General features: G+C 69.9%; 20 protein-coding genes. 6 read left to right on the top strand and 14 right to left on the bottom strand.

Annotated features, from left to right (window positions below; translation table 11 throughout):
• Positions 1-61 precede the first annotated feature (61 nt).
• Positions 62-2,209, top strand: a complete 2,148-nt coding sequence (locus ACTIEF_RS08520) for an amylo-alpha-1,6-glucosidase (RefSeq protein WP_439471702.1) — start codon at positions 62-64, stop codon at positions 2,207-2,209.
• A gap of 223 nt (positions 2,210-2,432) precedes the next feature.
• Here ACTIEF_RS08520 and ACTIEF_RS08515 read toward each other — a convergent pair whose 3' ends face one another.
• Positions 2,433-3,461, bottom strand: coding sequence for an A/G-specific adenine glycosylase (locus ACTIEF_RS08515; RefSeq protein ID WP_439471701.1), 1,029 nt, complete (start codon positions 3,459-3,461; stop codon positions 2,433-2,435).
• Positions 3,462-3,482: 21 nt separating this feature from the next.
• Here ACTIEF_RS08515 and ACTIEF_RS08510 point away from each other — a divergent pair, with 21 nt between their 5' ends.
• The 4 genes from ACTIEF_RS08510 to smc all read left to right on the top strand — a co-directional run bounded on the left by ACTIEF_RS08510 (position 3,483) and on the right by smc (position 8,871).
• On the top strand, positions 3,483-4,037 hold the full coding sequence (locus ACTIEF_RS08510; RefSeq protein WP_439471700.1) for a DUF721 domain-containing protein: 555 nt from the start codon (positions 3,483-3,485) through the stop codon (positions 4,035-4,037).
• Positions 4,038-4,133: 96 nt separating this feature from the next.
• A complete protein-coding gene (locus ACTIEF_RS08505) occupies positions 4,134-4,775 on the top strand; it encodes a thioredoxin domain-containing protein (RefSeq protein WP_439471699.1) in 642 nt (213 codons plus the stop codon).
• 9 nt (positions 4,776-4,784) lie between these two features.
• On the top strand, positions 4,785-5,417 hold the full coding sequence (locus ACTIEF_RS08500; protein WP_439471698.1) for a thioredoxin domain-containing protein: 633 nt from the start codon (positions 4,785-4,787) through the stop codon (positions 5,415-5,417).
• Between the two features lie 13 nt (positions 5,418-5,430).
• The gene (gene smc / locus ACTIEF_RS08495; protein WP_439471697.1) at positions 5,431-8,871 is read left to right on the top strand and encodes a chromosome segregation protein SMC; all 3,441 of its coding nucleotides are present in this window, start codon (positions 5,431-5,433) and stop codon (positions 8,869-8,871) included.
• Positions 8,872-8,903: 32 nt separating this feature from the next.
• Here the strand turns inward: smc and ACTIEF_RS08490 are convergent, their stop codons facing one another.
• Entirely contained in the window at positions 8,904-9,623 is a 720-nt protein-coding gene (locus ACTIEF_RS08490; protein WP_439471696.1) for a WecB/TagA/CpsF family glycosyltransferase, read from the bottom strand.
• A gap of 49 nt (positions 9,624-9,672) precedes the next feature.
• Here ACTIEF_RS08490 and ACTIEF_RS08485 point away from each other — a divergent pair, with 49 nt between their 5' ends.
• A complete protein-coding gene (locus tag ACTIEF_RS08485) occupies positions 9,673-10,149 on the top strand; it encodes a hypothetical protein (RefSeq protein ID WP_439471695.1) in 477 nt (158 codons plus the stop codon).
• 43 nt (positions 10,150-10,192) lie between these two features.
• On the opposite strand, the gene ACTIEF_RS08480 is transcribed toward ACTIEF_RS08485, so the two are convergent.
• The 12 genes from ACTIEF_RS08480 to ACTIEF_RS08425 all read right to left on the bottom strand — a co-directional run bounded on the left by ACTIEF_RS08480 (position 10,193) and on the right by ACTIEF_RS08425 (position 23,645).
• A complete protein-coding gene (locus ACTIEF_RS08480) occupies positions 10,193-10,594 on the bottom strand; it encodes a hypothetical protein (protein WP_439471694.1) in 402 nt (133 codons plus the stop codon).
• Positions 10,595-10,968: 374 nt separating this feature from the next.
• Positions 10,969-12,081 (bottom strand): mechanosensitive ion channel family protein, encoded by a 1,113-nt coding sequence (locus ACTIEF_RS08475; RefSeq protein ID WP_439471693.1) that lies wholly within the window; start codon positions 12,079-12,081, stop codon positions 10,969-10,971.
• 52 nt (positions 12,082-12,133) lie between these two features.
• Complete coding sequence (gene murG / locus ACTIEF_RS08470) at positions 12,134-13,222, bottom strand: undecaprenyldiphospho-muramoylpentapeptide beta-N-acetylglucosaminyltransferase (RefSeq protein WP_439471692.1); 1,089 nt, start codon at positions 13,220-13,222, stop codon at positions 12,134-12,136.
• A 9-nt stretch (positions 13,223-13,231) separates the two neighbouring features.
• The gene (ftsW, locus tag ACTIEF_RS08465; RefSeq protein WP_439471691.1) at positions 13,232-14,413 is read right to left on the bottom strand and encodes a putative lipid II flippase FtsW; all 1,182 of its coding nucleotides are present in this window, start codon (positions 14,411-14,413) and stop codon (positions 13,232-13,234) included.
• Positions 14,410-15,849: a UDP-N-acetylmuramoyl-L-alanine--D-glutamate ligase gene (gene murD / locus ACTIEF_RS08460; protein WP_439471690.1), complete on the bottom strand. Its 1,440-nt coding sequence runs from the start codon at positions 15,847-15,849 to the stop codon at positions 14,410-14,412. The genes ftsW and murD overlap by 4 nt, the downstream gene beginning before the upstream one ends.
• A 222-nt stretch (positions 15,850-16,071) precedes the next feature.
• A complete protein-coding gene (mraY, locus tag ACTIEF_RS08455; protein ID WP_439471689.1) occupies positions 16,072-17,181 on the bottom strand; it encodes a phospho-N-acetylmuramoyl-pentapeptide-transferase in 1,110 nt (369 codons plus the stop codon).
• 8 nt (positions 17,182-17,189) lie between these two features.
• On the bottom strand, positions 17,190-18,614 hold the full coding sequence (locus ACTIEF_RS08450; RefSeq protein WP_439471688.1) for a UDP-N-acetylmuramoyl-tripeptide--D-alanyl-D-alanine ligase: 1,425 nt from the start codon (positions 18,612-18,614) through the stop codon (positions 17,190-17,192).
• Positions 18,607-20,064, bottom strand: a complete 1,458-nt coding sequence (locus tag ACTIEF_RS08445; RefSeq protein ID WP_439471687.1) for a UDP-N-acetylmuramoyl-L-alanyl-D-glutamate--2,6-diaminopimelate ligase — start codon at positions 20,062-20,064, stop codon at positions 18,607-18,609. Before ACTIEF_RS08445 ends, ACTIEF_RS08450 begins: the two co-directional genes overlap by 8 nt.
• Complete coding sequence (locus ACTIEF_RS08440) at positions 20,061-21,668, bottom strand: peptidoglycan D,D-transpeptidase FtsI family protein (protein WP_439471909.1); 1,608 nt, start codon at positions 21,666-21,668, stop codon at positions 20,061-20,063. Before ACTIEF_RS08440 ends, ACTIEF_RS08445 begins: the two co-directional genes overlap by 4 nt.
• A 110-nt stretch (positions 21,669-21,778) precedes the next feature.
• Positions 21,779-22,216, bottom strand: coding sequence for a cell division protein FtsL (gene ftsL, locus ACTIEF_RS08435; RefSeq protein ID WP_439471686.1), 438 nt, complete (start codon positions 22,214-22,216; stop codon positions 21,779-21,781).
• Complete coding sequence (gene rsmH, locus ACTIEF_RS08430) at positions 22,213-23,166, bottom strand: 16S rRNA (cytosine(1402)-N(4))-methyltransferase RsmH (RefSeq protein WP_439471685.1); 954 nt, start codon at positions 23,164-23,166, stop codon at positions 22,213-22,215. The genes ftsL and rsmH overlap by 4 nt, the downstream gene beginning before the upstream one ends.
• Entirely contained in the window at positions 23,163-23,645 is a 483-nt protein-coding gene (locus ACTIEF_RS08425; protein ID WP_439471684.1) for a division/cell wall cluster transcriptional repressor MraZ, read from the bottom strand. Before ACTIEF_RS08425 ends, rsmH begins: the two co-directional genes overlap by 4 nt.
• Positions 23,646-24,018: the final 373 nt, after the last annotated feature.

The following is a 24,018-nucleotide window of genomic DNA, read 5'->3' as shown; positions in this document are numbered from 1 at the left end:
TCAAGCGTCCGCATTCGGGAGGAAGGCTCAGGACTGACCTGAACCGCCGTCGAGGAGCCTCATGGACGACGCCTATTCGGTGCAAACGACCGCGGCTGACAGCGGCGAGGTCGACGGCCTCGAGCAGCTGATGGCGCTGAAGGACGCCGACACCTTCTGTGTCGCGGACCACTGGGGCGACCTCAGGGGCGGGGCTGACGGCCTGTTCGACCATGACACCCGCCTGCTGTCCCGGTTCGTCATGACCGTGGGCGGGGCCCGGCCCTCGCGTCTCAGCTCCGGCGTCAGCCAGGACAACGTCTTCTTCATCTGCCACACGACCAACCGCCCCCTGCCCCCGATGGGCGGGCGCTCGGCTCCGGCGGGGGTGCTGCATATCGAGCGGCGGCGCTTCATCCGCGACCGGCGGCTGTTCGAGCGGGTGCGGATGGTCAACCACGGCGTCGAGGACGTGCTGCTGCCGCTGTCCTTCGATTTCGCCGCCGACTTCGCCGACATCTTCCAGGTGCGCGGCACGCCCCGGCTGAAGCACGGGACCGTCGCCCCGCCGACGAACGACGGCCGCCGCGTCACCTTCACCTACACGGGGCTGGACGGGGTCCAGCGCAACACCTGCCTGGCCTTCTCCGAGCCCCCGGCGCGGCTGACCGGGTCAAAGGCCGACTTCATGTTCAGCCTGCCAAAGGGCCGGCGGGTCGATCTCTATATCGAGTGCGGTCCGGACCGCTGCGACCAGCCGGATGAGTTGCGCTTCCGCCTGAACGCCATCGAGGCGCGGCTGTCGATGCGTCGCCGCCGTCGCCGGGGGGCCTCTCTCAGGGGGCCGCGCAGCCCGCGCTTCAACGACTGGCTGGACCAGAGCCGCGCCGACGTCGCCCTGCTGACCACCGACCTGCCGACCGGCCCCTACCCCTACGCGGGGGTTCCTTGGTTCTCGACGCCGTTCGGACGGGACGGGATCATCACCGCCTGGCAGATGCTGTGGCTCGATCCGTCGCTGGCCAAGGGCGTCCTGACCTATCTGGCGAAACGGCAGGCCACCGAGGTCTCGGCCTTCCAGGACAGCGCCCCCGGCAAGATCATGCACGAGACGCGCGGCGGCGAGATGAGCGCGCTCGGCGAGGTGCCTTTCGGCCTCTACTACGGCGGGGTCGACACCACTTGCCTGTTCGTGGCCTTGGCCGGCGCCTACGCCCGGCGCACCGGCGACTTCGGCCTGATCCGCGAGTTGTGGCCCAATCTGATCGCCGCCACCCGCTGGATGACCGACTATGGCGACATCCGGAAGGACGGGCTGATCAGCTATCAGCGCGGCGCCGACACCGGCCTGTCCAACCAAGGCTGGAAGGATTCCGAGGACTCCATCTTCCACGCCGACGGCCGCTTCCCGAAAGGCCCCGTCGCCCTGCTGGAGGTTCAGGGCTACGCCTTCGCCGCCTGGCGGGCGATGGCCGATCTGGCGAGCGCGCTGGGCGATGACCGACAGGCCGAATGGGCCGACCGCGCCGAGGCCACCCGCGCCCTGGTCGAGGACCGGTTCTGGATGGAGGACGAGGGCTTCTACGCGATCGCGCTCGATGGCGACGGCGACCCGTGCCGCGCCATCGGCTCCAACGCCGGCCACCTGCTGTTCACTGGCCTGCCCTCACGCGAGCGGGCGCTGCGGGTGACGAAGCGGATGCTGTCGGCCGAGTTCCGCTCCGGCTGGGGCGTGCGGACCCTGGCCACCGGACAGGCCCGGTTCAACCCGATGAGCTATCACGACGGCTCGGTCTGGCCCCACGACACCGCCATGGCTGCGGCGGGCATGGCGAAATACGGCGAACGCCGTGCGGTCGCCCTGCTCCTGAGCGAGATCTACGACGCCGCCGCCCATTTCCGCATGCGCCTGCCCGAACTGTTCTGCGGCTTCGAGCGCATGACCGGCGAGCCGCCCATCGCCTATCCGGTCGCCTGCCTCCCGCAGGCCTGGGCGGCGGGCTCGGTCTTCCTGATGCTGCAGTCGGCGCTGGGCGTGAACATCGACGCCGTCGAGGGCGTGGTCGAGATCGACGATCCCGTCCTGCCCGCCGGCATCGACCGGCTGAACGTGACGGAATTACGGGTCGGCGAGGGCGTCGTGGACCTGACCTTCCAGCAGATGGGAACCCACACCGTCGCCATCCCGAAACGACGCGAAGGCGAGGTGAAGGTGCGGACGCTGGGGTAGCGCCCTGCCCTTGTCATCCCGGACGCCGCAACGCGGCGATCCGGGACGCCAGCCCGGCCCAAATTATCGCTCCCGGAAATCGCGGAGCGATTGTCCGGGAGACGGGTGGATGCCGCTGCCCTGCTCCCGGCTCGGCCCTGACGGCCCGTCCGGGAGATTTCCGGGAAAACTCCAACGTCCCGGATAGCCGCTGGCGCGGCTTCCGGGATGACAAGATCCAGCGTCAGCCCAATCCCCGCTCCAGCGCCTTCCTGAACACCGTCGGCAGCGCAGCAAGCGCCTCCTCGACCGGTGTCCAGATGAAATCCCCTGCCCCCTCGGCCACCCTTACCTCCAGCGTCAGGCTGAAGTGGGTGAACACATGCTCGACGAACCCGGCCTCGCGCCAATCGGCATCCACCGGCGGCTCCACGTCCGGCGCGGCGCTCCAGTCCGAGGTCGGCAGGCCGAGCATGCCGCCCAGCAGGCCCTTGTCCGGCCGCCGGACCAGCGCCACCCGACCCTGTCCGTCGCGCAGCAGCCAGGCGATGCCCGCCCGGTGCGGGCGCTCGGCCTTCTTCAGCTTCAGCGGATAGCGCTCCGGCTGTCCTCCGGCGTAGCCCCCGCACCAGGTCGTCAGCGGACAGTCCCCGCACAGCGGCGACTTCGGGCGGCAAACGGTGGCCCCAAGATCCATGAGCGCCTGCGCCCAGTCGCCGGGCCGGTCGTCCCGCACCAGCAATCCCGCCAGCGCCCGCAACTCGGGCCGAGCGGCGGGCACGGGCGTCTCGACCGCGAACAGCCGGGCCATCACGCGCTCGACATTGCCGTCCACGACATTGGCCGCCTCGCCGAAGGCGATGCTGGCCACGGCGGCGGCGGTGTAGGCGCCCACGCCCGGCAGGGCCAGGAGCCCCGCCTCGGTGTCCGGGAAGACGCCGCCATGCTGTCCCGCCACCGCTCGCGCGCAGGCCAGCAGGTTGCGGGCGCGGGCGTAGTAGCCCAGCCCCGCCCAGGCGGCCATGACGTCGGCGTCCTCCGCCGCCGCCAGATCGGAGACCGTCGGCCAGCGCGCGGTGAAGCTCAGGAAGTAGGGCGTGGCGTGCGGCGTCGTGGTCTGCTGCAGCATCACCTCGGACAGCCAGACCCGATACGGATCAGGCCTTCCCTTCGTTCCCGGCGGCGCGCGCCACGCAAGCGTCCGCGCATGGACGTCGTACCAGTCCAGCAGGGCGCGGCGGATTGAGGGAACGTCTACGGGGACGGAAGGCATCGCTCGCGCTATAACCCGGAAATGCGCCGCACGCTGCCCACCGAAGACGAAGCCCGGGAAATCCTGTCCCGCAGCCGCACGCGCCCGGCTCCCCGCCCCGCGCCCCGCGCCGGTCGCGCCCTGCAGGGGCTGATCAAGGAGCTGGACGCCAAGCTGGGTCGCGGCGCCGGGGCGCTGGAGCCGCGCTGGCGCGAGATCGTCGGCGAGCGGCTGGCCCGCGTCACCCGCCCGCAGAAGCTGACCAAGGGCCGCGCGGGCGCCGGGGGCACGCTGGAGCTCCGCGTCGCCGGCCCCGCCGCCCTGCTGGTCCAGCACCAGTCCGAGGAAATCCTGCAACGGGTGAACCTCTTCCTCGGCCCGGGCGCGGTCGAGAAGCTGCGCATCGCCCAGGGTCCGGTGAAGCCGCTGGCCGACGCCCCGGCCGCGCCCAAGCGCAAAGCCGTCGCGCCGCCCCTGCCCGCCCATCAGGAAGCTGAACTGAAAGCCTCCGTCGCCGACGCGCCGGAAGAACTCCGGGGCATGCTGGAGAAGCTCGGACGGGCGGTTCTTGGGGATCGCGACCACCCGCGACGTTGACAAAACTTCGCCGCACCTGTTCTCGAAAACCATGGCTGCGCGACTTTGCGGGGAATCGCGCGATGCTCCGGAATCCCGTCGAGTGAGGACCACCCCATGAAGTTCCGATACGCCGACATGAGCCGGCGCGCGGCCCTGTCCGCCGCCGCCCTCGCCGCCATGGCCACCCTGACCGGCTGCGGCGGCAATTCGAACGGCCCGGCCGCCGGCGACATGGCCCTGGGCGCCGCCGAAGGCGCCAAGGTGACCGTCGTCGAGTACGCCTCGATCACCTGCCCGCACTGCGCGGCCTGGAACGAGGAAACCTGGCCCGCCTTCAAGGCCAAATACGTCGACAACAACAAGGTCCGCTTCGTCTTCCGCGAACTGCGCACCCCGCCCGCCAACGTCGCCGCCGCCGGCTTCTCGGTCGCCCGCTGCGCCGGCGAGGACAAGTATTTCGACGTCGTCCACGAGCTGATGTCGAACATCCAGGAACTGCACGGCCCGGATCCCCGCTCGACCCTGTACCGCATCGGCAACGGCGCGGGCCTGTCGAACCAGCAGATCGAGGCCTGCATCAAGGACCCGGAAAACCTCAAGGCCAGCGACGAGCGCGACCGCGCCGCCGTGCGCAATGGCGTGACCGGCACCCCGACCTTCCTGGTCAACGGCGAGCAGGTCATCACCCCGGGTTCGAACAGCGGCGCCTCGCTGGCCGACCTCTCGACGGCGATCGACGCCGCCCTGGCCAAGTAAGGCCGACTGGTGACGGCGTTTCGGCCCCTGATCCTGATCCTCACGCTGGCCCTGTTGGGGCCGGCGATGACGATGTCCGCGCCGACGCGAGCGGTGGCGACCGAGCCGGTCGCCCCCGTCACCTCGGCGGACCGCGTCATGGGTCGGGCCGACGCGCCGGTCACGGTGATCGAATACGCCTCCTTCTCGTGCCACCACTGCGCGGACTGGCACCAGTTCGTCTTCCCGCTGTTCAAGCAGCGGCTGATCGACACCGGCCAGGTGCGCTTCGTGTTCCGCAATCTGCCGACCGACCCGGCGCAGATGTCCATGCCCGCCGCCGCCCTGGCCCGCTGCGCCGCGCCGGAGAAATTCTTCGACGTCGCCTCGATCCTGATGCGCGGTCAGGAGGCGGTGTTCCGCGGCGGCGATCAGGAAGACTGGTACAACCCGGCCATCGCCGCCAGCGGGCGGACCAAGGCCCAGATCGACGCCTGCGTGGCCCTGCCCGCCACCCGCGCGGCGATCCAGCGGGACATCGACAGCGCCGTCGCCGCCGACGCCACCACCACCCCGGCCTTCTTCGTCAACGGACGCCGCGTGACCGACCGCTCTCTGGGCGGTCTGGAGGTCGCCGTCCGGGCGGCCGCCGCGGCCCGCTGAGGCGCCGCCTCCGGTGCATTTCCAGCGCCTCAGGCTCGTCGGCTTCAAGTCCTTCGTCGATGCGTCGGAGTTCCACATCGAACCCGGCCTGACCGGGATCGTCGGCCCCAACGGCTGCGGCAAGTCCAACGTCCTTGAAAGCCTGCGCTGGGTCATGGGCGCCAACTCGGCCAAGGCCATGCGCGGCCAAGGCATGGACGACGTCATCTTCGCCGGCGCCGCCAACCGCCCGCCGCGCAGCCACGCCGAAGTCCAGCTGACCATCGACAACGCGCAACGCCGCGCGCCCCAGCCCTTCACCGACAGCCCGATCCTTGAGGTGTCGCGCCGCATCGACCGGGGCCAGGGCTCGACCTACCGGATCAACGGCAAGGAGGTCCGGGCCCGCGACGTCCAGCTGCTGTTCGCCGACGCCTCGACCGGCGCCAACTCGCCGGCCCTCGTCCGGCAGGGCCAGATCAGCGAACTGATCGCCGCCAAGCCCCAGAACCGTCGCCGCATCCTTGAGGAGGCGGGCGGGGTCGCGGGCCTGCACACCCGCCGTCACGAGGCCGAGCTGCGCCTCAAGGCCGCCGAGACCAACCTCGAACGCCTCGACGACATCGGGCGCGAGCTGGAGACCACCCTGACCCGGCTGAAGCGCGAGGCGCGGCAGGCCGAGAAGTACAAGAAAATCTCCGCCGAGATCCGCGCCCTGCAGGCGTCGCTGGTCTACGTCCGCTGGAACGACGCCCGGCTGGCGGCGGAGGCGGCCGCGCGGGAGCTGGCCGACGCCGACCGCGCCGTGGCCGAGGCGACCAGCGCCTCCAGCCGCGCCCAGACCGCCGCCCTGACCGCCCAGGAGGCGCTGAAACCCGCGCGTGAGGAAGACGCCGTCGCCGGCGCTCTGCTGCATCGCGCCAGCCTGGAGCGCGACCGCCTCGACATGGCCGAACAGGCCGCCCGCGCCGAGGTCGACCGCCTGAAGGCCGAGGGCGTCCGCATCGCCGCCGACATCGAGCGTGAGACCGGCATGGCCGGGGACGCGCAGAGCGAGCTGGCCCGGCTGACCGAACTGTTCGAAACCCTGACCGCCGAGATCGCCGCCGCTCCGGCGCGTGGCCCCCAGCTGGACGCCGCCCTGCTGGCCGCCGAGGACGCCCGCCGCGCCGCCGACGCCGAGGTCGAGCGCGTGGCCGGGGCCGTCGCCGCCGTCGAGGCCCGCGTCTCCGCCGAGAACGCCCGCAAACGCGACGCTGAGGCCCGGGTTGAACGCGCCAGGGCCCAGCTGACCAACGCCCAACGCGAGCGCGAGGCTCTCGGTCCGCTCGAGACGCCCGAGATCGAGGCCGCCAAGGCCGCGCTCGAACAGGCTCAGCAAGCGCTGACCGCCGCCCGCGCCGCCGTCGAGACCGCCGAGGCCGACCGGGGCGACAAGGCCCGCGTCGAACAGGAGGCCCGCCAGACCGCCCGCGCCGCCGAGGACCGTCTGGGCCGCCTGCAGACCGAGGCCCGCGGGCTCGCCCAGCTGCTGGTGCAGGGCAAGCGCGAGCACGCCCCCGCACTGGACAAGGTGCAGGCCGACAAGGGCTATGAGGCCGCCCTCGCCGCTGCGCTCGGTGACGATCTGGACGCCGCCCTGGACGCCCGCGCCGCCGCCTACTGGGCTGGGGCCGAGGTCCCGACGCCGTCCTGGCCCAAGGGGGTGACGCCGCTGGCCGACCACGTCTCGGCCCCCGACCAGTTGAAGGCCCGCCTGGCCCTGTGCGGCGTGGCGGCCACGGATCAGATCGCGGCGCTGGCCAAGGCCCTGCCGGTCGGCGCCCGTCTGGTCACCACCGATGGCGACCTGTGGCGCTGGGACGGCTTCGTCCAGCGCGCCGAGGCCCCCCGCCCTGCTGCGGTCCGTCTGGAGCAACGAGGGCGGCTGTCCGAGCTGGAAGCCGAGATCGACCAGGGCAAGCCCGCGCTGGAGGCCGCCCAGACCGCGCTGAAGACCGCCACCGACGCCTTCCGCGCGGCCGAGGAGCTGGTGAAGACCGCCCGCGCCGCCCCCTTCCCGCTGGACAAGGCCGTCACCGCCGCCCGCGACCGCGTCGAGGCTCTGGGCCGCGAACAGGCGCGCAAGGAGGCCCGCGCGCAGGCGCTGGACGAGACCCTGACCCGCCTGACCGCCGAGGTCGAAGCCGCCGAAGCCGCCCTGCTGGAAGCACAGGGAACCGAGGCCCCGTCCGAGACCCTGGCCGCCCTGCGCGAGGAGCTCACCGCCGCCCGCGCCGCCGCTGACGCCGCCCGCACCGCATCGGCCACCGCCCGCGTCGAGCGCGACAGCGAGGCCCGCGAGGTGGCCGCCCGTCAGGCGCGTATCGAGGGCGTCAAGCGCGAGCGCGAGGGCTGGTCCGGCCGGGCCAAGGACGCCACCGTCCGGGTCGCGGCGCTGGAGAAGGACGCCGCCACCACCGCCGCCAGGCTGAAGCAGGCCTCCGACGCCCCCGAGCAGCTCGCGGCCCAGCGCTCGACCCTGCTGGACGCCCTGACCGTGGCCGAGACCCGCCGCAAGGCCGCCGCCGACGCACTCTCCGTGGCCGAAGGAGCCGCGGGCGAGGCCGACCGCGCCTCCCGCGCCGCGGAGACAGTCGCCTCACAGGCCCGCGAGGCCCGCGCCGGTCTGGCCGCCCGCGCCGAGGCCGCCGCCGAGAAGCTGGCCGACGCCACCGCCAATGTTCGCGAGACGGCGCAGATGTCGCCCGAAGAGCTGGGTCAGAAGCTGACCGACGACGCCATCGCCCGCCCGCCCGACGCCGCCGGCGCCGAAAGCCTGCTGTTCGGTCTGGAGCGCGAGCGCGAGCAGCTGGGCGCGGTCAACCTGTTGGCCGAGGAAGAGGCCAACGAATACGGCGACCGCCTGCAGACGATGAAGGTCGAGCGCTCGGACCTGACCAGCGCCATCGCCAAATTACGGGATGGCATCGACGAGTTGAACGCCGAGGGCCGCGAGCGCCTGATCGCCGCCTTCGACGTGATCAACGGGAACTTCAAGGCCCTGTTCGAGGCCCTGTTCGGCGGCGGTCAGGCCGAGCTGAAACTGGTCGAGAGCGACGACCCGCTGGAGGCCGGTCTGGAGATCTTCGCCTGCCCGCCCGGCAAGCGTCTGGCGGTCATGAGCCTGATGTCCGGCGGCGAGCAGGCCCTGACCGCGGCGGCCCTGATCTTCGCCGTCTTCCTGGCCAATCCGGCGCCCGTCTGCGTGCTCGACGAGGTCGACGCCCCGCTGGACGACGCCAACGTCGACCGCTTCTGCCGCATGCTCAACGAGATGCGCAACCGCACCGACACCCGCTTCATCGTCATCACCCACAACCCGGTCACCATGAGCCGCATGGACCGGCTGTATGGGGTGACCATGCCGGAACGCGGGGTCTCGCAACTGGTCAGCGTGGACCTGACGCAGGCGGAAGAGATCGTGGCGGCATAGCCACGACAGTTCCTCACCCACAGGGGGAGGAACTATCGCCCGCCCAGCACTTCCGTCCTGACGAACCACCCGAAGATCGCCGGTCCCTCGATCACATATCTCCGGAACATCCGCTTCGGCTGGCTCAGCAGGCGATGCAGCCATTCCAGCGACAGCTGCTGGAAGATTTTCGGCGCCCGGTGCTGTCTGCCGGTCAGGAAGTCCACCGACGCCCCGACGCACAGGGTCACGCCGAACGGCCGTCCGGCGGCGCGCAGGGCGTGGGCGAAGCGCTCCTGCTTGGGGAAGGAGACGCAGGCCAGCAGCACGTCCCATTCGGCGGCGGCGGCGGTCTTCACCACCGCGTCCCACTCCGGCGTGCCGGGCGTCAGCATCGGCGCTTCGATGAAAGTGAACCGACGCCCCGGATAGCGCGCGACCAGATCGTCGAACGCCGCCCGGTCGGGACCGAACACGCCGAAGGTCAGATCGTGATCCGAGGCCAGCAGATCCGCCGTCATGTCCGAGCCCGGATAGACCGACAGCCGCTTGCCCCTCAGCTTCGCCAGATGCGCCAGAATCCGGCTGTCGCAGATCATGAGCGCCGCGCCGCGATAGACGTCCTCGACCACCCGCCCGTCCATCAGCTTGATCACATGGTCCACGTTCGGCGTGACCACATAGCCGTAAGGCTTGCGCGCCATGGCGGCGACCTGCCCCAGCAGTTCGGCCCGATCCCCGTCGGCGAAGTCCAGCGTCATGAAGCGCGTCATGGCAAGGAGCCTACTCGCGGCGCGGTCAACGTCCGGTTACGATGGCCGGATGAAACGCGCGATCCCCGCCCTGCTCCTCTGCGCCCTGTTCGCGGCCCCCGCGATAGCTGGACCGCAGGACGAGCGTGACGGCGAGCATCGCTTCGTCCTGATCAGCGTCGGCCGCTTCGCCGTGCTGGCCGACATGGTTTCGCTGGAACGCAACGGCGACGGCGTCCGGCTACGCGCCTTCCAGGTGACTGAGCAAGACTTCCAAATTGGCGATCAGGCCTATTGGGGCGGCTGGTCGTGGTGGCGGTTCGACTGCGCGGCCCGCACGGCGGACCGGCTGGACTTCGCGGCGGTGAAGGCCGGTGGCGCGGAAGGTCCGGCGACGCCCGATCCCGCCCCGCCCTATGACGCCGCGCCCGGCGGAGACGCCGCCGAGCTCCTCGCCGCCGCCTGCGACCCCGCCTCGGTCGGCCCCTACGGCGTCAGCACCCTGGAAGACGCGGTATTCGTCGGGCGTGAGGCGTTGAGCCAGTAACTTCGTTGCTATCGTCATCCCGGACAAGCGCTCGCGTGAGCGCTCACCGCGGATGAACCAGCTCCTGAATGGTATAGCGATCCTCATCATTGGCGGCGCCACACAGGATCCGAAGCTGCTCCGCCACGCCTGTACGGGTCACTCTGGCCGGCTCGAAATTGGTCTGCACCGGATCCCGGTTCGCGCTGTATTCCGTCCTTGCCCGAACCGAACGCGTTCGGCTTTCGCAATCGTAGTCGGCGATCAACACCGAGTAGGAAGTCCGTCCCGAATTCCGTCTGGGAACAAGAACGACTTCGCCCTGAACAATCCCGTCCAACGGTCGCAATCGCTGACTGACCGCTACCCTCGCATCACCTTCTGTTCCGGCTCGAACATAGGTTTGAGCGTGTGCGAAAGGCGCCATGAGTCCCGCCATGACAGCCGCGAGAATACCGATACGCATAGCCTCTCCTATTCCGGACAGGGCGTTGCATCCGGATTGACCCACTCCGGCACATAGTCGGGAGACTGGCTAGCCTCCTTATCGGCATCAGGGGTGCGAGACACGCCATATGGATTGGCAGCGGGTGCTCCGGTTTGGGCCGCCACCACGTACACACTCATAGCCGCCAAGTTGGCCCTGGTCTGGGAGGCGAGCCATTCCAAATACTCCACGTCTGCCACAGACGGCAGAGCATTTGATGAGTTGTGGCAGTGCACAAATCCAACAGGTGTACCCGTTCCGCAATCGGTAACCGGAATATCGACGCCACCGCGCCCGCCAGTCCTCTCGCGCCTGGGGTGAAGGAACGAGCCACCATATGGGCGGCATGCACCTCACCGGACCGTCTGCTCCTCCCCCATCCCCGCATTCAGCTGCCTCTGCCTCGGCAGGGCCTCTGGGCACTGGTCGCGCATGAAGGCCAGCATCTTCTCGCGGATCTCGCAGCGCAGGTCGAAGGCCGTCGGGGCATTCCGCGCGCTGGCCAGGCAACGGATTTGGGCCACCCGGTCGGTGATGTCCGTCACCTGCAGATTGACCACGTCGCGGTCCCAATGCGGACTCTCGCGGCAGATGCGCTCCAACTCGGCCCGCAGCCGATCCATCGGCGCCTCATAGTCCACATACAGGAAGGCCGTGCCGATCAGCCGGGCCGTCTCCCGCGTCCAGTTCTGGAAGGGCGTCGAGATGAAGTAGCTGAGCGGCAGGATCATCCGCCGCCAGTCCCACAACTTCACCACCACATAGGTCGAGGTGATCTCCTCCACCTGCCCCCATTCGCCTTCGACGATGACAGCGTCGTCCAGCCGGATCGGCTGGGCGGTGGCGATCTGGACGCCGGCGATCAGATTGGTCAGCAGCGGCTGCAGGGCCAGACCGGCGATGATGCCGACCACGCCCGCCGAGGCCAGCAGGCTCATGCCCCACTGACGCACCGCCCCGATGGTCATCAGCGCCAGCCCCAGGGTGATCAGGGCGATCAACAGGGCCGCCACCCGCTGCAGGATGCGGGTCTGGGTCACATGCTTGCGGGCGACGAGGTTGTCTTCCTCCGCCAGGTTGAACCGCCGCATATAGATGATGGCCCACATGTCCGAGGCGCCGACGGCCATCCAGCCCACCGTCAGGATGAAGGCGAAGCCCAGGAACTGGCGGATCGCGGCGGACGGCCCGGGGTCCATCGGCGACACGGTCACGGCCAAGGCCACGGCGATGATCATCACCATGATCCGCACCTTCAGCCGCGCCCGGCCCACCAGCCCGCGCCAGAACAGGTCGCGCTTGCGCACCGCCAGCTTCAGCAGGGCGAACACCAGCTGGTTCGCCGCCCAGCCGATCAGCACGAAGACGCCCACGATCAGGGCGATCACCGCCCATTCGGGCAGCCAGTTGAACTCCCGCCAAAGGGTGGAGATGTCGCGGGACAGGTCGGTGACGAAATTCGGCATGGCCAAGCTAACGCGCGACCGGACGATCAGAGCCCTGAAAACCTCCGGTGCGTCAGCCCGCCGCCGCTTCCACCATGTCCGCCAGCCGCGCCGTGGCGTCCGGCAGGGCGGCGGAGCGGGCGCCGGCGCTCATGGCCGACAGGCGCGCCGGGTCGGCCAGGATGGCGTGCAGAGAGGCGGTCATGGCTTCCACCGTCACCGCATCCTCCAGCATCACCTCGGCCCCGCCCGCCTCGGCCAGGCTGGCGGCGTTGAAACGCTGGTGGTCGTCCATGGCGATCTTCAGCGGGATCAGCAACGACGGCAGGGCCGCCACCGCCAGCTCCGAACAGGTCGAGGCCCCGGCCCGGCCGATCACCAGATGCGCCGCCGACAGGCGAGCCGCCATGTCGCGGAAGAAGGGGGCCACCTCGGCCTCGATCCCGGCCTCCAGATAGATCTGGCGCGCGGCCTCCAGCGTCTCGGGTCGCGACTGCTGCTGCACCTTCAAACGGCTCCGGATCGCGTCCGGCAGGGCGGCCAGCGCGCGCGGCGCGGTCTCGGACAGGATGCGGGCGCCTTGGCTGCCGCCGGTGACCAGCACATGGATCGGCCCCCCGTCCACCGGGGCGACGAAGGGGCGCTCATACAGGGCGCGGATGTCCGGACGCACCGGATTGCCGATCAGGCTGACCCGCGCGCCCACCGCCTGCGGGACCTTCTGCAGGTTCGGGAAGGACGAGGCGATGGCGCCGACATAGGGCGCCAGCCAGCGGTTGGTGCGGCCCAGCACCGCATTCTGTTCATGAACCAGCGTCGGGCGCTTCTGGCTCAGCGCCGCCAGCAGGGCGGGCGCCGACGGATAGCCGCCGAAGCCGACCACCACCGCCGCGTCCAGCCGGGTCAGGGCCGCGCGCGCCTGCATGACGCCCTTCAGGATCGCCACCCCCGCCTTGGCCATGCCGATGGGGCCGCTGCCCGTGGCCGCGTCCAGCGCCAGCCGCTCCTCGGCGGGGAAGCTGTGCGCGTACTGCTCGCCCCGGTGATCGGTGGCCAGCACGATGCGCCAGCCGCGCCGGGCCAGCTCACGCGACAGAGCCTCGGCGGGGAACATATGCCCGCCGGTCCCCCCGGCGGCGACGACACAGACTTTGGACGACATGGCGGCTTCTTACGGCAGGATGCGGCGGCGTTCGCCGAGCGTTGCGCCCGGCTCATAGGCGCCCGGACGACGGCGGGTCAGGCTGAGTGCGAAGCCCATGGTCAGGCCCATGGCCAGCATGGACGACCCGCCATAGCTGATGAAGGGCAGGGTCATCCCCTTGGTCGGGATCAGGTTCAGGTTCACCGCGATGTTGATGCAGGCCTGCAGGCCGATCAGCATGAACAGACCCGCGGCGGCCACCTGCTCGAACGGGTCGTTCAGCTTCATCGCCCGGCGCATGCCCCGGATGACGATGAAGGCGTACAGGCCGATCATGATCAGGCTCAGCACCAGGCCGAACTCCTCGGCGCCGACAGAGTAGATGAAGTCGGTGTGCAGGTCGGGCACCGAGCGCTTCATCACCCCCTCGCCGACGCCGCGTCCGACCAGCCCGCCCGCGCGGATGGCCTCGGACGCCCGGTCGATCTGATAGGTCGCGCCCGCGTCGTCCGAACCGAAGCGGCTCAGGCGATCACGCATGTGGCTGAAGGTGAAGAACAGGCCGACCACGCCCACGGCCCCGGCCCCGGCCAGCGCCATCACCCACTTCAGCGGCACCCCGGCCATGAAGAAGACGGCCATGAAGGTGGTGGTGATCAGCAGGGTCTGGCCGATGTCCGGCTGGATCAGCAGCAGGCCCACGGTCACGGCCCAGACCCCGAAGGCGATGCTGACGCCGGGCACGCCCTTGCCCTTCTGCGCCTCGGCGAACATCCAGGCGGCGAAGACGATCAGGCTGGGCTTCACGAACTCGGACGGCTGCAGGCTGAACGGCCCCAGATTGATCCAGCGCGCCGCGCCCTTCACCGTGTCGCCGATGAAGGGCAGCAGGGCCATCACGCAGATGGCGCCCAGCAGGGCCAGCACCGCGATCCGTCGCACGCCGCGCGGCGACAGGAAGGACATGGTCAGCATGACCGCCAGCCCCGCCCCCGCGAACACGATCATCCGCCAAGAATAGTGGAAGGGGTCCGAAATCGACTGGTCGGCCAGGATGGCGGCGGGCGAGGAGGCGAAGCTCAGCGCCACCCCCAGCCCCATCAGGGTCAGGGCGGCGGCCAGCAGGCCGCGATCCACGGTCCAGAACCACTGGGCCAGCAGGCTCTGGTCGTTGCGCGAGAAGGCGGGGCTGTAGCTCTGGTGGGTCATGAGGCGCTCGCAGGCGTGGCGCCGAGGGCGAGCACTGCGGCGCGGAACGCCTCTCCCCTCGCCTCGAAGTCGGGATATTGATCGAAGCTGGCGGCGGCGGGGCTCAGCAGCACCACCTCGTCACGACCGGTCGCGGCGGCGGCGTCGTAGGCGGCCTGCACGGCCGTGGCCATGTCGCCGCTGATCCGGTGCGGGGTCTCGCCCAGCCGCGCCGCGAACGGGCCGGCCGCCTCGCCGATCAGGAAGGCCTCGACCACCCGGGGGAACAGGTCCTCCAGATCATCGATCCCCCCCGCCTTGGCGCGCCCGCCCGCGATCCAGAAGCTGCGGTCGTAGGAGGCCAGCGCCTGCCGCGCCGCATCGGCGTTGGTCGCCTTGGAGTCGTTGACGAACCGCACCTTGCCCAGTTGGCCCACGGTCTCCATCCGGTGCGCGAGGCCGGGGAAGGAGAGCAGGCCTTGAACCACATCGTCGTACCCCAGACCGAGGAAGCGAGCGGCGAGATAGGCAAAGGCTGCGTTCTGGGCATTATGCCTCCCCGGAAGCGAACGCGCCGGGGTCAGATCGAACAGCTCGATCTCGTCGAAAATAACCTTTCGACCGTAGGCGTTCACGCGCCCGCCGGGCACCCAATGTCTGGGATGGTCTTCATCGTACAAGTGGCCCGGACGCAGTTCGACCTCGTGCTCCGAAGTCTCGACCTCCCGGACCTCCCGCTTGGCGTTCTGAAGGGACGCAGCGAGCGTCCGTCCCCAGCTCTCATCAACACCGATCAGCGACACATCGGCATGGGCGAATATCCGCTTCTTCGCCGCGACATACCCCTCCATCCCGCCATGCCGATCCAGATGGTCCGGCGAGATATTGGTCAGGATCGCCACGTCCGGCGCGAAGGTCGTCGTCAGGTCCAGCTGATAGCTCGACACCTCGATCACATAGACGGCGTCCCTATTCGGCTCCGGCAGGGCCAGCACGCCGATGCCGATATTGCCGCCGACATGCACCGCCAGCCCGGCCTGTTTCAGCACCCAGCCGATCAGGGCCGTCGTGGTCGACTTGCCGTTGGTGCCGGTGATCGCCACCACCCCGGGCCGCTCACCTTCCGGCATCGCCGCCAGCGCGCGGGCGAACAGCTCGATGTCGCCGATCACCTCGACGCCCGCCGCCTTCGCCTTCTCGACCGTCCAGTGGGGCTTGGGATGGGTCAGCGGCGCGCCCGGCGACAGCACAAGTGCGGCGAAGCCCGACCAATCGGCGACCGTCAGGTCCTCGACCGCGAACCCTTCCGCCTCCGCCTGCAACCGGCTGGAGACGCTGTCGTCCCACAGCACCGGCAGCGCCCCGCCCGCCTTCAGCGCGCGCGCCGCCGTCAGCCCCGACCGTCCAAGGCCGAAGACCGCGATCCTCCGCCCTTCAAAGCCGGGGACGGGGATCATGACTGGAGCGTCCGAAACATCTCCCTTCCCCCTCGATGGGGGAAGGGTCGGGGATGGGGGTGCGCGCGCCGGGCTTGCCGGAGAAGCACAGGAGGCGTCGTCGAGACAGCCTCATGCGCCCGTCCCGACACAGCCTGCACGCACCCCCACCCAACCCTCCCCCGTCGAGGGGGAGGGCTCAGGGAAACGTCAGACCGTGCGTGATGCTGGGCCAATCCGCTCTCACCGCAGCTTCAGCGTCGCCAGACCGGCGAGCGCCAGCATGGCGGCGACGATCCAGAAGCGGATCACCACGGTCGATTCCGGCCAGCCCATCTTCTCGAAGTGATGGTGGATCGGGGCCATCAGGAAGATGCGCTTTCCGGTGGCCTTGAAGTAGGCGACCTGGATCATGACCGAGGCGGCCTCGATGACGAACAGGCCGCCGACGATGCCGAGCACCAGCTCATGCTTGGTGGCCACGGCGATGGAGCCCAGCGCGCCGCCCAGGGCCAGCGAACCGGTGTCGCCCATGAAGATCTTGGCCGGCGGCGCGTTGTACCAGAGGAAGCCCACGCCCCCGCCTATGATGGCCGCGCAGAAGATGGCCAGCTCGCCCGAGCCCGGCACGTGATGCACGCCCAGATACTGGGAGAAGATGAAGTTGCCGACGAGGTAGGCGATCAGGCCGAAGGCGGCCGAGGCCATCATCACCGGCACGATGGCCAGACCGTCCAGTCCATCCGTCAGGTTCACCGCATTGGAGAAGCCCACGATCGTGAAGGCGGCGAAGGCCACATAGAACCAGCCGATGTTCAACAGCACCGCCTTGAAGAACGGGAAGGCGATGGAGGTCTCCAGCCCCGGGGACGTCGGCGACACCGTCATCCACAGCACCGTCATCACGCCCGCGATCACCGCGATGACCGTCTGGGCCAGCAGCTTCTGCTTCGAGGTCAGGCCCGCCGAGGTCTGTTTGGTCACCTTGGCGTAGTCGTCGATGAAGCCCAGCACGCCGAAGGCGGCCGTCACGAAGGACACGATCCAGATGTAGGGGTTGGTCAGGTCGCCCCACAGCAGCACCGCCACCGCGATGCCCGCCAAGATCATCAGCCCGCCCATGGTCGGGGTGCCGACCTTGGACAGGTGCGACACCGGGCCGTCGTCGCGGATCGGCTGGCCCTTGCCCTGCTTGGTCCGGATCCAGTTGATGAAGCGGCTGCCCATGGCCACCGCCACGATCATCGCCGTGGCCATGGCCAGGGCCACACGCACCGTCTGGTACTGGACCAGGTTCAGCAGCGGGTAATCCTGCGCCACGTCCTGGAAGTAGAGATACAGCAGATAAAACATAGCTTCCCCTATCGCTCCCCGCGCGGCGTGTCGCTGCTTGAGGGGGCGCCCAGCGCCGCGAGAGCCTTCGCGACCAGCGAAGCCTTCGACCCGTTCGAACCCTTGACCATCACGATGTCGCCCGGTCCTGCAAGCGTGGCCGCGTCGGCCGCCAGCTCGGCGGCGGTCTCGCGCCACTCGCCGCGACGGGCGGCGGGCAGGACGTCATACAGCCGCTTCATCTCGGGCCCGGCGGCGTGGACCAGGTCCAGCCCGGCGGCGTCGATGGGGGCGGCCAGCCCCTCGTGCAGGGCACGCGACTGCTCGCCCAGCTCCAGCATGTCGGTCAGCACCACGATCCGCCGCCCGCCCGCGCTGACCGGCCTGGCGCCGAGGCTGCGGAAACCCGCCGCCATCGACAGCGGATTGGCGTTGTAGCTTTCGTCGATCAGGGTGAAGGCCCCGCCCGGCGCACGCACCGTGGTCGTCTCGCCCCGCCCGGCCAGCGGACGGAAATGCGCCAGCGCCTCCAGCCCGGTGTCCAGCGACACATCCAGCGCATCCAGCATCAGCAGGACGCACAGGCTGTTCAGGCCCCAGTGGAAGCCCGACTGCGCCAGTTGGTAGTCCAGCGCCTGGCCATACAGCTCGGCCTTGACCCGCGCCCCGCCGTCGAACGGCTGGAAATCGAGCAGGCGGGCGTCATGGCCGGCGTCGCTGCCGAACGTCGCCAGTCGCGCGCCCACGGCCTTGGCCCGGTCGCACAGCACGGCGGAGAAGGCCACGTCACCATTGGCCACCGCGACCCCGCCGGGGATCAACCCGTCGAAGATCGACGCCTTCTCGGCCGCCACCCCCGCCTCGCCATCGCTGAAGGCCTCGATATGCACCGGCCCGACCGTGGTCACGCAGGCGGCGTGCGGCTGGACGAATTTGGACAGCGGCGCGATCTCGCCCGGCGCGTTCATGCCGATCTCGAACACCGCCCGCTCGACCGTACGCGGCATCCGCGCGAGGGTCAGCGGCACGCCGATATGGTTGTTGTAGCTCTTGATCGAGGCGTGGGCCGGACCGGCCAGATCCAGGCCCGCCTTGATCGCCTGGGTCACGCTGGTCTTGCCGACCGAGCCGGTGACCGCGCCGCGCTTCACATGCGGCGCCCGATCCCGGGAAAAGACGCCCAGCCCCTCCAGCGCGCGCAGGGTGTCGACGGTGATCACGGCCGGGCCGTTGACCGCCCGCTCGGTGATCGCGCCCGTCGCGCCATTGGCGAAGGCCATGTCCGCGAAGTCGTGCCCGTCGCGCGCGCCCTTCAGGGCGATGAACAGGTCGCCGGGGACGATCTCACGGCTGTTGTAAGTGATGCCGGTCGCCTCGAACGGGGCGCCGGACAGGCTTCCTCCGGTCGCGGCCTCGATCTCGGCGGACGTCCAGAGGGGTTCGAAATCAGGCATGGATACGCAGGGCTTCGGCGGCTTCGGTGGCGTCGTCGAAGGGATGGGTCACCCCGGCGACGATCTGGCCCTGTTCATGCCCTTTTCCGGCGATGACCACCACATCTCCTTCACGCATCAGGCCGATGGCGTGCTGGATGGCGCGGCGGCGGTCGCCGATCTCCTGCGCGTCGGGACAGCCCGCGCGCACCGCCGTGCGGATCGAGGCCGGGTCTTCCGAGCGGGGGTTGTCGTCGGTGACGATGGCGATGTCGGCCAGACGGCCCGCGATCTCGCCCATCAGCGGGCGCTTGGCCCGGTCCCGGTCGCCGCCGGCGCCGAACACCACGATCAGCCGACCGGTCGCATGCGGACGCAGCGCCTTCAGCACCGTCGCCAGACCGTCCGGGGTGTGGGCGTAGTCGACATAGACCTCGCCCTGCCCGGCGCCGCCCGGAATGCGCTCCAGACGCCCCTGCGCGCCCTCGATCTTCTCCATGGCCGCCAGAACCCGTCCGGCGTCCTCGCCCGCGGCGATGCACAGCCCCGCCGCCACCAGGGCGTTCGAGGCCTGGAAGGCGCCGGCCAGCGGCAGCAGGATTTCGTGCAGTTGGCCCTGCACGTCGATGGTCAGGCGCTGGCCTTCCGGCGTGGCGCGGCGCTCGATCAGCGCCAGGTCGCGCCCGCGCTCGCCCACCCCCATCACGCCGAGACCCGACATGATGCTGGCGGCGGCGAAGGCCGAATAGGCGTCGCTGTCGGCGTTCAGCACCGCTGTCCGGCCCCGCGGCAGCAGGGTCTCGAACAGGCGCAGCTTGGCGGCGCGATAGCCCTCCATGTCGCCGTGATAGTCGAGGTGGTCCTGCGTCAGGTTGGTGAAGGCGGCTGCCCGCAGCGTCACCCCGTCCAGACGGCGCTGGTCAATGCCGTGCGACGAGGCCTCCAGCGCCAGATGGGTCACCCCTTCCTGCGCCAGCTGGGCCAGCATCCGCGCCGCGTCGGCGGCGTCGGGGCTGGTCAGGCCGGGGCCGGTCAACGCCTGATTAACGTTACCTGTCTGTTTCAAAACCCCCAGCGTGCCCATGCTCGCGGCGGTCAGGTCCATGGCCGCCCAGATCTGGCGGCAGAAGGCGGCGACCGAGGTCTTGCCGTTGGTCCCGGTCACGGCCACGCAGGTCTGGGGCTGGGCGCCGTAGAAGCTGCGCGCGGCGATGGCGTAGGCCCGGCGCACATCGCCCGAGGTCACCAGCACCGGAGCGAGAGCGGCGTCCGTGTCCGAAGGGGCCAGCACGGCGGCGGCGCCCTGCGAGAGGGCCTGCGGGATGAAGGCGCGGCCGTCGGCGGCGGTCCCCGGCAGGGCCACGAACAGCGAACCGGGCGCAACCTTGCGGCTGTCGGCGGTGACGCCGGTGATCACCGGGTCGGACGACACGTCGCGGCGCAGCAGTTCGGACAGGCGAACCGCGCTCATTGGGCGAACACCGGAGGGATGACGGGATCGGCGACCCGGCTCACGCCCAGGAAGCCCGCCACGCGATCAATCACGCGACCGGCGACCGGCGCGGCGACGGCGCCGCCCAGTTGCGAGCCCTGCGCCGGCTCGTCGATCAGCACGAAGACGACAAAGCGGCGGGCGTTGTCCGGGCCGTCCGCCGGGAAGACCGAGGCGAAGGAGCCGACACCGTGGCGGGCGTCATAGCGACCGTTGACCAGCTTGTTGGCCGAGCCCGTCTTGCCGCCGACGCGCAGGCCCTGCGCATTGGCCGACCGGCCCGAGCCGCGCAGGACGTTGGCCCGCATCAGGTCGCGGATGGCGCGCGAGGTCTCGACGCTGACCACGCGACGGCCTTCAGCGCCCGTGCCGCCCCTCTGCAGGGTCAGCGGGCGATAGACGCCGCCGTTGACCAGGGCCACCGTCGCCGCCGCCATCTGCAGCGGCGAGATCATGATGCCGTAGCCGAACGACATCGAGGCGCGGGTCGAGTCTTCCCAGTTCACCGGACGACGGGGGCGCACCGACTCGCGCAGCTCGATGGGCGCGCGATCCAGCAGGCCCAGCCGGTTGAAGTAGTCCTCCATCACCTTCGGCCCCAGCTCCACCGCCATGCGCGAGGTGCCGATGTTGGACGAGTGCAGATAGACCTCCTCCAGCGACAGGATCTTGTTGGTCGCGTGGAAGTCGGTGATCCGGCGGTTGCCGATCATATAGGGCTGGGACGCGTCGAACATGGTGTTCATGTCGACCTTGCCGGTGTCCAGGCTGGCGGCGATGGTGAAGGTCTTGAAGACCGAGCCCATCTCATAGTTGCCGGTCGCGGCCAGGTTCTTGCGGTCGGTGAACGGCCAGCTGGCCATGGCCATGACCTCGCCGGTCGAGGCGTCCACGACCACGCCGACCGCGCCCTTGGCCTGCACCGCCGAAGCGGCGGCGGACAGTTCGTTCTCCAGCACGCCCTGCACCCGCAGGTCGATCGACAGCTGCACATTGCCGCCGTCGGCGCCGGCGGCGCGGATCACGTCATTGAAGGCCAGTTCCGAGCCCGAGATGCCCTGACCGCCGGTGTCGACCACGCCCAGGATGTGGCGCGCCGTGCCGCCCAGCGGATAGACGCGGCGGTCCTCCGGCTCGAACGTCACCCCGCCCAGCGCCAGGGCGTGGACGGCCGACTTCTCCTGCGGCGTCAGGCTCTCCAGCACCATCTTGCGCGTGTCGCCGTTCAGGATGGCGCGCAGCTTGGTCACCGGCACACGCGGCAGAGCGCGGCGGATCTGCCGCTCGGCCAGGGGCTTGTTCCAGACTTCCTTGGGATTCACATACAGGGTGTAGTGGGTGATGTTCGTCGCCAGCAGGGCGCCGTTGCGGTCCACGATATCGCCGCGCGACACGGCGTTCGGATTGGAGGCCGCGCCCGTCACGCCCTTGGGCGTCAGCAGGGCCGCGTGGGCCGCGCCCAGCGCCAGGCAGCAGAACACCGCCGAGAAGGTGATCAGGATCACGAAGATGCGGACGCGGGTGTCCTCGTCGGGCCGGGCGTCGGCGCGGGCGCGGCCGAACGAATGCTCGACCCACCACATGGCCTCGGCCAGCCAGCGCCACGACGGCAGCAGGCGGCGCAGGCCATAGACGACCGGGCGCGGCGCGCGCGGCGCCGGACGATGGTCCCAGGCGTGGGGATCGTGCACGCTCATCGGGCGCCCTCCCCTTCCGGAGCGGCGTCGTCTTCAGTGGCGGCGGTCGCGGACTCGGCGGGCGTGGGGGCGACGATCACCACCGGGCGCGGCTCGGGCACGGGCGCCAGATTGTTCAGCCGGTCCTCACTGGCCTGCCGCTTCATGTCGACCGGCCCCAGACCCGCGCCGCGCGACAGGGCCTCCAGCCGCGCGGGCTGCTCCAGCTGGGCCACTTGAGCCTTCAGCAGGCGGACGCGCTGGCCGTTCTCGCCGATTTCGCGCTCCAGCGAGGCGATCTGCGCGCTCTCGCGCGCCGCGGCGGCCTTGGCCAGATAGACCGAGAAGATCATGGCCGCGACCATCAGCACGCCGATGATCTCGATCCAGCGGATGCCGCGGACCTTCCAGGCGAACAGGCGATCCAGCGCGCGGCGGGCGACGGCGGCGTTCATGCGGCGATCCTCCCCCACGGAGCCGCATCCGTACGGACGGCGGCGCGCAGCTTGGCGGAACGGGCGCGCGGGTTGGCGGCCAGCTCGGCCTCGCCCGCCTCGACCGCGCCCTTGAAGCTCAGGGTGAAGCTCGGCTTGCGGGTCTCCACCGCGACCGGCGCATGACGCGAGCCGCCCGGCGCATTGCCCGTCCGCTCGGTCAGGAAGGCCTTCACGATCCGGTCTTCCAGCGAGTGGAAGGTCACCACGGCCAGACGCCCGCCCGGCGCCAGCGTCGCCTCGGCGGCTTCCAGCCCCGCGCGCAGCTCGCCCAGTTCGTCATTGACCGCGATGCGCAGCGCCTGGAACACCCGCGTGGCCGGATGGATCGCAGCGCCGCGACGGCCGCCCAGCGCCTTCTCGACCACCTCGGCCAGATCCAGCGTGCGGCTGAACGGCTGCTCGACGCGGCGGCGCAGGATGGCCGTGGCGACCCGCCCCGACTGACGCTCATCGCCGTACAGTTTGAAGATATGGGCCAGCGGGCCATGGTCCCAACTGTTGACGATGTCGGCGGCGGTCACGCCCTCATCGGACATCCGCATATCCAGCGGCCCGTCGCGCATGAAGGAGAAGCCGCGCTCAGCCTGATCCAGCTGCATCGACGACACGCCGATATCGAACACCACCCCGTCCAGCTTCACCTCGCCCGACTGCGCGAAGGCGTCGGACAGACCCGAAAATGGAGTGCGAATTAGACGGAAAGTCTCGGGATAGTCATTGGCCACCGCGTCGGCATGGACCTGCACCGTCGGGTCGCGATCCAGCGCCACCACCGTCGCACCCGTCTTCAGGATGGCGCGCGTATAGCCGCCGGCGCCGAAGGTGGCGTCGATGATGACGTCGCCCTTCCGCGGAGCCAGCGCGTCCAGCACTTCCGCGATCAGGACCGGCGCATGCGGAGAGGTCATGCGCCCTCCCCTTGCGGACGACGGGCGCGCAGGGCCAGACGCCCGGCCTCGCCGCGTTCGCGCACCGCTTGGCGGGCCAGCGCGCGGCGCTCCTCGCGACGGGCGTTCCAGCGCGCCCGATCCCAGATCTGGAAGCGCGAACCCAGGCCGACAATGACCACGTCTTCGCCCAGCCCCGCTTCCTGGCACAGGCCTTCCGGCAGGGTGATGCGGCCGCCGCCGTCGTACGACAGCGGGCGCTGGCCGGCGAAGAAGGTCTCTTCCAGGGCGGTGCGCAGATCGTCGCCGAAGGGCAGCTCTTCGATCATGGCCACATACTCGGCCATCAGCTTGTCGCCGCCGGCCTCGAGGCAGTCGGACTCGATCGAGAAGAAGCAGAACACGCCGTGCTCGGCGCCGTTGTCGGCGGTGCGGAACTCCTGCGGGATCAGCAGGCGGCGCTTGCCGTCCAGTTGTTTCTCATAGGTCGAGAGAAACACGCCCTGCCCAATCGAGCCCCTGAAGGCCCGCTCCCCTGAAATCCCGATGAAACGCCAGCCGGCGCGAACAACCCCTACTGAAGATATGGGATAGCATGGGACTGAGTGGGTCTCAATGGGATTAGTTGACGATTATTAACCGTCAAGCTGGTCCAAAACCCAGCGAAAACCGGAACATACAGTGAACTATGAACATGTGGACGGACGGTGGATCGATCCTGACAGGCCATTCGAACCAAGCGGTTAATCGGGCGTGGGTCCGCGCAGAGCACATCCCGTCCCACTCATCCCATCGAACAAGGAAATTTTGAGCACCCGGCCGCTTCGCGGCCCGCCCCCAAGCAGCGAACGCCAGGGCCAAAAACAATGTCCT

The organism is Brevundimonas sp., from assembly GCF_051858995.1.
Lineage (GTDB): Bacteria > Pseudomonadota > Alphaproteobacteria > Caulobacterales > Caulobacteraceae > Brevundimonas.
This window is presented reverse-complemented; position numbering and strand designations above follow the sequence as displayed.